We start from the raw sequence: 12690 nt of genomic DNA, 5'->3' as shown, positions 1-12690 counted from the left end.
TTATTAATATTCTTTATTAATGATCGACTTGGCAATTAAATCCCCATGAAACCGGCCATTTTCGATAAAAATTTCATTCGTATTATTGCCGGCAGCAATGACGCCAGCAATATATATCCCTTCCACATTTGTTTCCATTGTCTCGCTGTCAAATACCGGTCTCCCTGTCTCGGAATCAATATGGACGCCCATCGCTTGGAGAAAGTGATGATCAGGATGATAGCCTGTCATAGCAAAGACAAAATCATTTTTTACTTCAAACCTTTCTTCATTTACTGTATAAATGACTTTATCGTTTAGAATTTCTTTCACATGCGCATTGAATTCCATTTTGATTACGCCATTGCGGATTAAGGAATCAAATTCAGGCAAGATCCATGGCTTGACACTTGGCGAATATTCGCTTCCCCGATAAATAACCGTAACTCTTGCACCTGCTTTCACTAATTCTAAAGCAGCATCAACACTTGAGTTTTTTCCGCCTACAACTACGATATCTTTATCAAAAAACGGATGGGCTTCTTTAAAATAATGAAATACTTTAGGCAAATCTTCTCCAGGTACATTCATGTAATTCGGATGATCATAATAGCCTGTTGCAATAATGACATTATTTGTCACGTATTGATTCTTATCTGTCATGACTAAAAAGCTTTTATTTTGTTTTGTAACTGACAAAACCTTTTCATAAGCATTTATTTGGATGTTTTTCCGCTTTACAACTTCCCGGTAATAGGTTAATGCCTCATTTCTTCTTGGTTTATAATCAACTGTAATAAATGGCACGTCGCCAATTTCCAGTTTCTCACTCGTACTAAAAAAGGTTTGATGTGTTGGGTAACGGTAAATCGCATTAACGATATTTCCTTTTTCAATCAATAGCGGCTTCATCCCGATTTCCTGAAGAGAGATCGCAGCCGCTAACCCACAGGGACCTCCCCCTACAATAATTGCTTCTTCACTTTTCATTTTTCGTTCTCCTCCAATAAATAAAAATCTCCCATCACATATGATAGGAGATTTTTCATTAAGATTCAAATAGGACTTACACCCAGCCGCGGAATCTTGATGCCTCGGCCATTTTGCGCACGCCAACCATATAAGCAGCAAGACGCATATCTACACGACGGGATTGTGAAGTTTCGTAAATATTATTAAAGGATTGAACTAAAATCTTTTCAAGCTTTTCTGCAATTTCTTCTTCTGACCAGTAATAGCCTTGGTTATTTTGTACCCACTCGAAGTAAGAAACCGTTACACCGCCTGCAGACGCTAATACGTCAGGAACGAGAAGAATTCCACGCTCAGTCAGAATTTGTGTAGCTTCTAATGTAGTTGGCCCGTTTGCTGCTTCCACTACAATTTTCGCTTTAATGTTATGGGCGTTCTCATCCGTAATTTGGTTTTCAATTGCAGCTGGAACTAAAATGTCACAGTCTAATTCTAAAAGCTCTTTATTTGTAATTGTATCATTAAATAAATTAGTTACAGTTCCGAAGCTATCGCGGCGGTCTAATAAATAATCAATATCAAGTCCATTAGGATCATGTAAAGCACCGTATGCATCAGAAATACCAATTACTTTTGCACCAGCGTCATGAAGGAACTTAGATAAGAAGCTTCCTGCATTACCAAAGCCTTGAACTACGACACGAGCACCTTCTAATTCAATGCCGCGCTTCTTAGCCGCTTCTCTAATACAAATTGTTACCCCTTTAGCTGTTGCAGTCTCACGGCCGTGAGATCCGCCTAATACTAATGGCTTTCCAGTAATAAAACCTGGTGAATTAAATTCATCCATTCTGCTGTACTCGTCCATCATCCATGCCATAATTTGCGAGTTTGTAAATACATCTGGTGCTGGAATGTCTTTTGTAGGTCCAACGATTTGGCTGATGGCACGTACATATCCACGGCTCAAAGCTTCTAATTCGCGGAAAGACATATTACGCGGGTCACAGATAATACCGCCCTTACCACCGCCATATGGCAAATCAACAATACCGCATTTTAAACTCATCCAAATTGATAGAGCTTTAACTTCCTTTTCAGTAACACCAGGATGGAAACGAATTCCACCTTTTGTAGGCCCAACCGCATCATTATGCTGTGCCCGGTAGCCGGTAAAGACTTTAACTGTTCCATCATCCATCCGGACTGGGATTTTAACTGTCATCATTCGAAGAGGTTCTTTTAATAATTCAAACACCTCATCAGAATAACCTAGCTTTTCCAAAGCCTTATGAATAACTGTCTGCGTTGACTTTAATACGTCAAGCTTGTCTTCTTTTTTAGTATCAGTACCATGATTGGCTACCATTAGTAAACCTCCTAGAAATCACTATCATTTGTTGTTCGCTTCCATGCAATAGTATACACCTTTGTTTAATATATGCAAGAAAAGTAGAAATATTTTTCCGCATTTTTTGATTATTTTATGTAACTGTTTTTCCGATTGGTACTTTCAGGAAAAATCAGCCATTAAATAACGGCAGATTCGTTATTAGGAAGGGAGAAAAGGGTCTCCCTTCCCTACTAATTACGAAAAGAAATGTATAAGTTTCTCAACAGCCTGATCTTTCATAATTTTCGTTCCATATTCTTCTACCACATGTATACTTATCATAGCTGGGTTTCCATATTCCGCTGCGATAGCGATAAGTTTATTATGATCGTCCGAATTTTGGTTTTTCAGATGAATATAATAACGATTCTTGTAAGCATACAAGCTTGTGTTTGTGATGTTTAATAGATGAAGGCGTCTAGCCAGCTGAATGACGTTTTCGAAGTCGTCCAGTTCAAAGAATAATTCCTCGCTGCCATCCATAATAACCTGCATTTCTATAAAGCCGTCCTGAAGCAGCTCCTCATCATTCTGATCTTCCATCGTTACGATCATAATCATCCCTTGCGCCTGCATGGAGAATATCTCTACTGCAACAGAGCCTTGTATTTCTACCCCAAATTCTTCACTTGCCTCTTCAAGCATATCATGGAAAAGCTGATGCCATTTCATCGAATCCTTCCAAATATCCTCTTTCGTCAGCCCTCTTTCCGATAAATCATCTTGAGTTAGAAATATTTTGATTTTGTTATAATTTAAACGTTCTAAGCGCATGTTACTGCCCCCTGCCGTGAACTAACTCTTTTATTTAGTGTATGACAGAAACAATGGTTGGTGAGTCGTCTAAGTTTTTTACCTTATGCGCTTAATTTTCCTTTACTTTTATACAAAGAAGACAAGCTTAGGCATCATATTTCCCATTTTTTAATGAAATTAAATGTGTTTCTGCTTTTGCTCCTAATCTCAATGGCAAAGCAGTCGTTCCATAACCATTACTTATTAATAATGTCGTTTCCTTTCGTTTTTTTATACCCCCTTTTTCATAAGGACTGTAACCCAAAATATGTATTTGCCCTCCATGCGTATGACCGCTTAACACTAATGATATTTGATGCTCCTTTTTTATTTTACTTATAATTTGGGGACTGTGGCTTACTAATACTTTAAAGCCTGTTTGTCCCGCATCAAGTAAAGCGAGATCAAGTCTATCGCGTTTCTTACTCATATCATCGACACCTAACAATATGAATTCATCACCTGCTTCAGATTCAAAGGAGACTGCTGTATTATCAAGAACCTTAACGCCGAAATCCAGAAATATCGTATCTAGCTCGCGAAAATTCACTTCGTAATCATTATTGCCCCAAACGAAATAAACTGGGCCTAATGTTTTTAGTTTCGTTAAATTTTCTTTCACTCTTTGAAGCGGAACTCCTTTTTCAACTAAGTCACCGCCAATAATAGTAATATTTGGTTTCAACAAACGGACTTCCTCAATAATTTGATCGGAGACAACTCTCTTATGTATGTCAGAAATGAAAAAAATCTTAACTTCACCAAAGCTTGCCGGAAATTCTTCAAAGGACAGATGGTTTAAAATGACTCGATCGGCATTAGCCTCCCTATACATAAAGGCAATAAACCCTATCCCTATTAATAATAAAATGATGACTATTGTAAAAATCATAATGCTCCTTCCCAGCAATCTGTTATCTATACTTTTGCTAGTTTAAGTTCCTCGAAATCTATAGAAATAATACCATAAAGTATAGAAAAACAGAAAAATACAACTGTTTGCCAAAACCCTAATAAGAATAAGATGGTGAAGCCTGCGAGGAAAAACAAAGAAAACAATAAATTAAATACCGTTGTCTTGCGGTTCATAAATAACTGAGCGGTTTGGATGATTTCTTCACAAATCAACTCAGCATTTGTCAAAAAGCCAAATATGAATACAACTGCGGAAGCAAAAAATGAAACTGGCTTCAAGATGCAAGCTGCCAAAATTTCCGCCAGCCCTGTCGGAACACTAATCGGAAACCACTCAATAAAAAGGTAACCACAAATGAAGCCGCCTATAAGCTGAACTGTTTTACGCAACAAGAAAATCCCTCCCATAAAATTGTATGAGAGGGATTATTCTTTCTTGCTTTGATTTATTATTCAATTTGGGCAGCTATTACTCTTCATCAACATTCAGAATCCTAAAACCAGATTCTTCAAGCTTCTTAATGAATTTCTGTATATTATCTTTCTTTTCTATTTTCATAACAATTCTGCGTATAAGTTTATCTGTTTCATCAAATGTAACGATGGAAATAATCTGTTCATGAAATTGACGGGCAATCTCAGATAATCTTGCCAATCTGCCTTCTGCTTCAGAAGCGGTAAACGCAATTCTTACACCTGGTTTGTTCATACCGAAAGCAGATTGAAACTGGGCAAGAACATCAAAACGCGTTACAACCCCCAAAAACTTTTGCTTCTCATCAAGAACAGCCAATAACGGAAAGTCCTTTAAACTAAGCAATGTTTTTTCGAAGATCTCATTCCCTTTAAGGTATTGATCTTGATGTGTAGCAATGTCTTTTGCTCTCGTATTCTGTAAATAATCTTCCTTTGTTTGTTTGCCTTTAAAGTAATTTTCATAGATCCCATATCTGGTAATCATTCCGACATAGTTGTCCCCATTTAATACCGGCAATCCATCGATTTGATGCTCCTCTAATTTGTCGAGGGTTTCCTTTATTGTTGATTCATGATCAATTGTATAACTAGAATATTTAGGAATCATCACGCTTTTTACAAACATTCGTATCACCCCAGAGAATTATTTTACCTACTAAAGGATTCGACAGGAAAGATTCATTACCCTTCCTTTATTTAACATGAAAGCAGTCTTTTACTCATAAGATGGAATGACACACAATGAAGGAGGGACAGCATGTTTACACTTCGAAAATCCTGGCACCCATATGTCAGCCCTTTTGACCCTTGTGAACCGATCCACGTAAAAACGTTTTCGACTCCCCCGAACCTTTATATGGGCTTCCAGCCGCCAAATCTCCCGCAATTTACTCCAATGGAGGCGTTAAGGGCAGGAACCTTATGGAAGGCTTTCTACGATCCTTATTATAGTCCATATGAAAAGGCAAGGGAGTGATGTCAACATGAAGCAGATGCCGGCTGAATACTATCAGTTATTAGAGCAGCTTCAGGCTGTAGACTTTGTCTTAGTTGAACTCAGTTTATACCTTAATACCCATAATGAAGATGAAGATGCCATTAATCAATTTAACCATTATGTAAGGGAAAGGAAAAAAATCAGCAAATTATTCGAAAGCCAATTTGGTCCCCTTATGCAATTTGGCCACAGCTATTCAGGAAAGCCTTGGAACTGGGATGATACACCTTGGCCATGGCAAGTTTAAAAAGCGGAGCGCCATGTCTCAGGATAAAACGGAAGGGAGCTGCATTTAATGTGGGTGTATGAAAAAAAACTACAATATCCCGTTCGAGTAAGTACATGTAATCCAAAACTTGCAAAATTTTTAATCGAACAATATGGCGGGGCAGATGGGGAACTTTCTGCAGCATTAAGATACTTAAATCAACGATATTCGATACCTGATAAAATTATCGGACTGCTTACCGATATAGGAACTGAAGAATTTGCCCATTTAGAGATGATTGCCACTATGGTGTTTAAGTTGACTAAGGATGCCACTCCTGAACAAATGAAAGCTGCAGGATTGGATGCTCATTATGCAAACCATGATAATGCTCTATATTATGAAAATGCCGGGGGAGTTCCTTGGACAGCAACTTATATTCAAGCTAAAGGGGATCCAATCGCAGATTTATATGAAGATATTGCTGCTGAAGAAAAGGCTCGGGCAACATACCAATGGATCATTAATATGAGTGATGATGTTGAATTAAATGACGGTCTTCGGTTCTTAAGAGAAAGGGAAATCATCCACTCGCAAAGATTTATGGAAGCAGTTGAAATTCTGAAAGATGAACAAGGGAAGAAGAGAATATTTTAAGTAGCTTAAATAGAGTTCTGTGATAAAAAAAAGACCCTTTGATTAGGGTCCTTTTTCATCAGCTTGAAAATTCAATAATTTACTACTAATGTCTCCTTTTATTCCTCTTCATTAATTATGACATTTCTGCCTCTCATTTTTAATACTAATGGAATGATCATCCATAATGCTGCAACGATCAAAAAGGCCAACGACAGCGGTTTCGTTACAAAGATTGAAAAATCACCATTTGATGTTGTTAAAGCTCGGCGCATATTATTTTCAATCATTGGTCCTAATACTAGTGCAAGCACGAGTGGAGCCACAGGAAAATCATTTTTCGTAAGAAAATAACCAGCCACACCGCAACCAACGAGAAGCAGTAAATCAAATTCAGTATACTGAACGGCATAAACACCAAAAAATGAAATAGCAATGATAATCGGAAGCAAGAATCTCTTTGGTGTTTCGATAATTTTCGCAAACACTTTAACGAGCGGCAAATTTAAGATTAATAGCATCATATTTCCGATTAACATACTGGCAATAAGTCCCCACGCCACTTCCGGATGATCCTCGAACAACAATGGACCTGGCTGGATATTATACATAATTAAAGCACCCATAAGGATTGCTGTCGTTCCGGAGCCTGGAATACCTAAAGTTAATAAAGGAATCATCGCTCCGCCAGAGGCAGCATTATTCGCAGATTCCGGAGCAGCAACCCCTTCAATCGCCCCTTTTCCGAACTTCTCGGGATTTTTGCTGATCCTTTTCTCCGTTAAATAGGAGAAAAACGAAGCAAGCGTAGCCCCAGCTCCCGGCAGCACCCCAATAAAGAAACCGAGAAATGATCCTCTTAATATAGGAGCGGCACTATCTTTAAGATCTTGTTTCGTCGGCAGCACTTTGCCAACCTTCGTAGGTCCATCATCGTCGCTATCTTTTTCCAAGATTGTCTTAAACACTTCGCCAAGTGCAAATAAACCAACAGCAATCGTTAAAAACTCGAGCCCTGAATAAAGGACTGGAATGTTATACGTAAACCGGGCAATTCCAGAAACATTATCCATCCCGATCGTGGCAAGCAGCAAGCCGAATACAGTCATGATCAAAGCCTTCGTCATGCTTTTCCCCGCTAAGCCGCTTACAGCACAAAGTCCAAGAAGCATAAGTGAGAAATATTCAGCTGGGCCAAATGATAATGCAACGTTAGAAAGTGGTTCTGCAAGTAGAATTAGACCGAGAAGTGCAATAAGCCCTGCGACAAACGATCCGATTGCTGCAATGGCAAGTGCCGGGCCGGCTCTTCCCTGTCTAGCCATCTGATAACCGTCGAGTGTTGTAACAACAGATGAAGATTCCCCAGGAGTATTGATTAATATGGAGGTCGTTGAGCCGCCATACATGGCTCCATAATAAACCCCTGCCAATAAAATGATTGAACTTGTTGCTGCTGCTTCAGGAGAAAGTCCTGATGTGATCGTAGCGGTTACTGGAATCAATAAGGCTACTCCACTCATCGGCCCTATTCCCGGCAAGACGCCTACAGCTGTACCAATGAGAACTCCTATAAAAGCGAAAACAAGATTTTGCCATTGAAAGGCAATTTCAAACCCATTTGCTAGAAAATGTAGAGTATCCACCTAAAACCCCCCTAACGGAAATCCCGGAAGCGAACCTTCTAATAATTCAGAATATAGGTAGTAAACTCCGTAGGAAAACAATGCTGAAATAATGATTGTTTTCAACCAGCTGCCTTTTTCCATCGCCTGAAATCCAATTAATAAAAATAAAAAAGTAGAAATGACATAACCGACAACTTCCAATAATAAACAGTAGGCAATGGCCGCGATTAAAATAATTAAAAACCTTTTGTAATCTAATTTTTCCTTTTCTTTTTTCACTTGTTTCTTTTTAACCGATTCATAAATAAGGCGGGCACTTAGTATGGATAATAAAATTCCAAGACCCATTGGAAAAATATTGGGTCCAACTTGGCTTCCATAAGCGCTTGTTGATATCTTAAAACTCTCAGTTATAAAGCCGACACCTAGCAGCAAAAATATGATACCGGCGTAGCGATCAAATGAATGTGTCATATTCTTGATACCTCCAAAACCGAATGAGGAGAAGAGAATTTCTCTTCTCCTCCATCAGGTGTTTATTTTTGCATGTCTAGGGCTGTGAGTAATTCAATAATCAATTTATCTTGTTCATCAAGGAAAGTTTTGAAATCATCCGCATTTTTAAATTCGCTTTCCCAGCCATTCTTCTCTAATTCTGATTTCCACTCTTCTGTTTCAGACATTGCTTTTAACTTTTCGTCCCAGTAGCCAAACGCATCTTCAGACATTTCTTTCGGACCAAATATTCCGCGCCAGATGGTAAATTCGGCATCAACCCCTGCCTCTTTATAAGTTGGCACTTCAGCTAAAACTCCTCCTAAACGTTCAGTAGAACTTACTGCCAGCACGCGAACTTTACCGGCTTTTACGTACTCACCAACAGAGGAAGCATCAGTGGCTATGATGTCAGCATTTCCTCCTAATAATGCAGCAATCGCTTCTCCCCCGCCATCATAAGAAACATATTTGACAGATTTAGGATCAATGCCATATTTGAATGCTGGCAAAATTCCCACTAGATGGTCCATTGATCCAGGGGCCGAGCCTCCTGCCAGAGTTACTTTTGTCGGATCAGCTTTAATTGCGTCTAAAGCAGATTTAAGATCTGTGAATGGCGAATCTTCTTTAACAACGAGCGCCCCGTAGTCGCGGGTCAATTGGGCAAGTGGTGTTGTATCATTATATCCGTATGGGCTATTTCCTTCTTTTTTGTCATTGTTAATTAATATTGGCGGTGAACTGATAAATAGCTTGTACTGATTGTCTTTATCTTTCGTAGCATATTCAGCTAAAAATACTGCTCCGCCTCCGCCAGGCTTATTTTCAACCGTAATTGATTTGTCTACAAGCTTTGTTTCGCCTAAGACCTTCGCAGTTGCACGAGCTGTTAAATCCCAGCCACCCCCAGCACCAGATGGCGCAACAATCACAATTGGTTTTTCAGGATAGGTAGAAGCGGTTTTTCCAGCGTCAGCGTCCTTCGTTCCGGCTTCCTTCGTACCTCCGCCACTGCACGCGGCAAGACTTAATGCCAATGCTCCTGTTAATAATAATGTTCCGAATTTCTTCATAGAAAACTTTCCCCCTTCTATTTACGCATGTAATGAAAGCGCTATCTACAAATTATCAGAATACATTTTATATTAAAAGTTTTTGGCCATTAGAAGGATAAACACCATAAAACTCATTTTGCTCATAAAATTCACACTATTCAATAAAGTATCTCCGCTCAGGTCTGCCTACGTTCCCATATCTCAATTCAGCGTATATTCTCCTCTTAGAAATTAAATGCTCTAAATACCGTCTCGCAGTTGAACGGCTGACCCCAGATACTTTACTCACTTCTTCAGCGGTCATTCCGTTTTGGTTCATTTCGGAAATAGATTTTAAGATTTTTTCTAATGTCAGTGGATCAATTCCCTTTGGAACGTCTTCAATCGTTAGCAAACTAGAATTCTCTCGATTCCACAGCCTTTCAATTTCCTCTCGAGATAACTGATCCTTCTCTGACCATTTCTCAAGCTTCGATTTATAATGGAGTAGACTTTCTTTAAAGCGGTCAAATGTAAGTGGTTTAACAATATAGTCAAATACCCCGCCGCGAAATGCTTTTCGTACGATTTGCACTTCAGAAGCTGCAGTGATCATGATAATATCAATATCTGGGTAGTCTTGACGGATAAATTCCACTAACTCAGTCCCTTTCATGTCTGGCAAATAAACATCTAACAAGACTAATTGGGGTTGAATAAGCTCCAGCCATTCCATTGCTTGCTCTCCATTTGCAGCCGTATACACTACTTGAAAACCTTCTATCTTCTCAGTAAATCGCCGATGAATTTCCGCAATTCTTGCATCATCTTCCACAATTAACACTTCAATAAGCTTAGTCATCCTATTTCTCCCCTTACTATCGGTATGGCAACAATAAATACTACTCCATTCAAATCGCCATTCTCAAAAGCTATGCTCCCGCCCATTTCCTCAACAAGATCTTTCACAAGGGCTAGGCCATTTCCCCTTTTCAATCCCTTTTTCGTAGAAAAACCTTTTACAAATATTTGACTAGCAAGCTGGTCATTAACTCCTGATCCTGAATCCTCTACTTCGATTATCAGTTCACTGCCCATATTCATTACAAAAAGTCTTACTTTTTTATTTTCTTCATCGTTCTTCTCAACTGCTTCAAAAGCATTCGTTATAAGATTGCCGAGAATGGAAACAAGGTGGCTATTTTCAATATGTTTAGGGAGTTGGTCCAATCTGCTTTCCTGATCAAGTGTAAAGTTGATCTTCAGCTCCTTGGCGCGATTAAAAAATCCGATCAAGATTCCTCCAAGCCATGGATCTTTTATTTTGTTCATTACGAATTGGATCATTTCTTGATGATCTGATGTTTCTTTATGAATCAGTTCTAACGCTTCCTCATACGATTCTAATTGAATCAAACCGGAAATCGTGTATAGGAGATTATTAAATTCATGTGTTTGTGAACGTAGAGCATCTGTATACCTTTTCACCTGTGAAAGTTCCTCTGTTAGCTGGTCAATCTCTGATTTCAGGCGGATGCTTGAAACTACCCCTATCACTTCATTGCCAATAATAACCGGCAGCCGATTGACGATTACCGTTTTCCCTTTTAAATCCATCTGCTTGTCCAATTGTTCTTGTCCAGTTTCAAGTACTTCGAGCATAGGGGAATTAGGTATTATTTCTAGAAGCGGCTTCCCAATAATGGAGACTTCATCAGGCAATGAAAGAATATTATTAGCTGCCTGATTGGCAAGAATGATTGTACCTGTCTTATTTACAACAATAATTCCTTCCCTGACAGATTGTATGACAGCATGATGCTCTTTATATAAAGAGGCAATCTCTTCCGGCTCCAATCCAAATATAAGCTTCTTTATACTATAGGCTAAATAAATGGAACCAAGCACACCAATAACTAGTCCAGACAATGCTATCCAAACAATAGGATTATCGTAATGACTGATAACATCTTCTATATCTTCCATAAGAAAACCAACAGATACAATTCCAATAATTTCGCCATTATTATCTAGGATCGGAGACTTTCCTCTCAGAGCAGGTCCTAATGTTCCTGTGGCTTTGGAAACATACGACTGACCATATATGAGAGCTCGGTCATTGTCCCCTCCGACCATTTTTTCCCCAATCCTTTCCATTCTAGGATGGGCGAGGCGGATGCCATGTTTATCCCCGATTACAACATATTCAGCACCCGTTTCGACTCTAACTCTTTCTGCAATAGGCTGTACCTTCCTCCATGGTTCCTCTGTTTGAAAAGCTTCTCGAATTTCCTTCATTGACGCGACCGTCTTGGACACATTCAATGCCCTCGTTGCAATTTGATTTTCAATTGTACTGGAAAGAGTATGATAAAAAAGGGCGCTCGTTTGAATAACAATGATAAAAATTAGAATAACGATAAATACAATGATTCTATGCTGCAGCTTTATCCGTTTAAGTTTACGCATGCTGCCACCTGTACAAAGCTAAAAATATAATCATCATAGACTTACATCCCTTCCGGACCAGTTGCTTAAATTTTCTTATAATTTAACACAAAATGTCATAAGACAAAATAGATTAAGAGAATTTAAACATAATTCAAAGTTTCAGAAACAAAAAACTACCACATGCTTTTAAGCTGTGGTAGTCATTATCTTTATTTATTTTCATGATACAAATTAATATCATAATTCGCCTTCATCATTTCATAAACGACATGTCTGTTTTTCCACTCGTCTTCCTTTTTCCAAAGATCTTTGCTCTTATCGATAATTTCGCATCTGAGTGCATGGTACTCCTTCTCAGCCTTCTCTCTTTTCTCCTTTAATAAATTCATTAAGCCGTATAGTCCAACTGTGAATATAAGTAAATACAAATTAGCCGACTGGTTAACAAAAACCGAAAACATGGCCGAAAATGAATAGGAGAAGGGCTTCATTACCGTATGATAAATATAAAAAAAATAAATGAAGGACGAAAACATTGTTGCCCACATTGTAATTAAATGCCTAAGCTTAAAAGTGTCAAATTTCTTTTTCCTTTCAACCACTTTTTGAAGCATCTGCCTTGTAGCTTGATCTGTTCGATCATCAAGCTGTTTTATAGATGTTTCCATAATCCCCCTCCGTTCACAATGGCTAACGATATACCCTGC

15 protein-coding genes are annotated in these 12690 nt (G+C 38.6%); 3 read left to right on the top strand and 12 right to left on the bottom strand.

Annotated elements, in window-relative coordinates:
• Positions 1 to 3 precede the first annotated feature (3 nt).
• The 6 genes from AR328_RS09560 to AR328_RS09535 all read right to left on the bottom strand — a co-directional run bounded on the left by AR328_RS09560 (position 4) and on the right by AR328_RS09535 (position 5156).
• Complete coding sequence (locus AR328_RS09560; RefSeq protein WP_066294207.1) at positions 4 to 969, bottom strand: YpdA family putative bacillithiol disulfide reductase; 966 nt, start codon at positions 967 to 969, stop codon at positions 4 to 6.
• 76 nt (positions 970 to 1045) lie between these two features.
• A complete protein-coding gene (locus AR328_RS09555) occupies positions 1046 to 2320 on the bottom strand; it encodes a Glu/Leu/Phe/Val family dehydrogenase (RefSeq protein ID WP_066294204.1) in 1275 nt (424 codons plus the stop codon).
• 219 nt (positions 2321 to 2539) lie between these two features.
• On the bottom strand, positions 2540 to 3118 hold the full coding sequence (locus AR328_RS09550) for a genetic competence negative regulator (RefSeq protein WP_066294201.1): 579 nt from the start codon (positions 3116 to 3118) through the stop codon (positions 2540 to 2542).
• A 127-nt stretch (positions 3119 to 3245) separates the two neighbouring features.
• On the bottom strand, positions 3246 to 4031 hold the full coding sequence (locus tag AR328_RS09545; RefSeq protein ID WP_066294198.1) for a metallophosphoesterase: 786 nt from the start codon (positions 4029 to 4031) through the stop codon (positions 3246 to 3248).
• Positions 4032 to 4057: 26 nt separating this feature from the next.
• Positions 4058 to 4447, bottom strand: a complete 390-nt coding sequence (locus tag AR328_RS09540) for a hypothetical protein (protein ID WP_066294196.1) — start codon at positions 4445 to 4447, stop codon at positions 4058 to 4060.
• A gap of 76 nt (positions 4448 to 4523) precedes the next feature.
• Positions 4524 to 5156, bottom strand: a complete 633-nt coding sequence (locus AR328_RS09535; RefSeq protein WP_066294192.1) for a CBS domain-containing protein — start codon at positions 5154 to 5156, stop codon at positions 4524 to 4526.
• Between the two features lie 132 nt (positions 5157 to 5288).
• On the opposite strand from AR328_RS09535, the gene AR328_RS09530 reads away from it, so the two are divergent.
• The 3 genes from AR328_RS09530 to AR328_RS09520 are packed head-to-tail and all read left to right on the top strand — an operon-like array spanning position 5289 to position 6393.
• Positions 5289 to 5507 carry a spore coat associated protein CotJA gene (locus tag AR328_RS09530; protein WP_066294188.1) on the top strand — a complete coding sequence of 73 codons (219 nt, stop codon included), beginning with the start codon at positions 5289 to 5291 and terminating at the stop codon, positions 5505 to 5507.
• A gap of 7 nt (positions 5508 to 5514) precedes the next feature.
• The gene (locus tag AR328_RS09525) at positions 5515 to 5775 is read left to right on the top strand and encodes a spore coat protein CotJB (RefSeq protein ID WP_066294185.1); all 261 of its coding nucleotides are present in this window, start codon (positions 5515 to 5517) and stop codon (positions 5773 to 5775) included.
• Between the two features lie 48 nt (positions 5776 to 5823).
• Entirely contained in the window at positions 5824 to 6393 is a 570-nt protein-coding gene (locus AR328_RS09520; protein WP_066294179.1) for a manganese catalase family protein, read from the top strand.
• A 98-nt stretch (positions 6394 to 6491) separates the two neighbouring features.
• Here AR328_RS09520 and AR328_RS09515 read toward each other — a convergent pair whose 3' ends face one another.
• The 6 genes from AR328_RS09515 to AR328_RS09490 all read right to left on the bottom strand — a co-directional run bounded on the left by AR328_RS09515 (position 6492) and on the right by AR328_RS09490 (position 12651).
• Positions 6492 to 8018: a tripartite tricarboxylate transporter permease gene (locus AR328_RS09515; protein ID WP_066294173.1), complete on the bottom strand. Its 1527-nt coding sequence runs from the start codon at positions 8016 to 8018 to the stop codon at positions 6492 to 6494.
• On the bottom strand, positions 8019 to 8474 hold the full coding sequence (locus AR328_RS09510; RefSeq protein WP_066294171.1) for a tripartite tricarboxylate transporter TctB family protein: 456 nt from the start codon (positions 8472 to 8474) through the stop codon (positions 8019 to 8021).
• Between the two features lie 62 nt (positions 8475 to 8536).
• The gene (locus AR328_RS09505; protein WP_066294169.1) at positions 8537 to 9571 is read right to left on the bottom strand and encodes a tripartite tricarboxylate transporter substrate binding protein; all 1035 of its coding nucleotides are present in this window, start codon (positions 9569 to 9571) and stop codon (positions 8537 to 8539) included.
• Positions 9572 to 9707: 136 nt separating this feature from the next.
• Entirely contained in the window at positions 9708 to 10394 is a 687-nt protein-coding gene (locus tag AR328_RS09500) for a response regulator (protein WP_066294162.1), read from the bottom strand.
• A complete protein-coding gene (locus tag AR328_RS09495; RefSeq protein WP_066294155.1) occupies positions 10391 to 12001 on the bottom strand; it encodes an ATP-binding protein in 1611 nt (536 codons plus the stop codon). Before AR328_RS09495 ends, AR328_RS09500 begins: the two co-directional genes overlap by 4 nt.
• A 191-nt stretch (positions 12002 to 12192) precedes the next feature.
• Positions 12193 to 12651 (bottom strand): YpbF family protein, encoded by a 459-nt coding sequence (locus tag AR328_RS09490; protein WP_066294148.1) that lies wholly within the window; start codon positions 12649 to 12651, stop codon positions 12193 to 12195.
• Between the last annotated feature and the right edge of the window lie 39 nt (positions 12652 to 12690).

Source organism: Bacillus sp. FJAT-29937 (assembly GCF_001509555.1).
Lineage (GTDB): Bacteria > Bacillota > Bacilli > Bacillales > Cytobacillaceae > Cytobacillus.
This window is presented reverse-complemented; position numbering and strand designations above follow the sequence as displayed.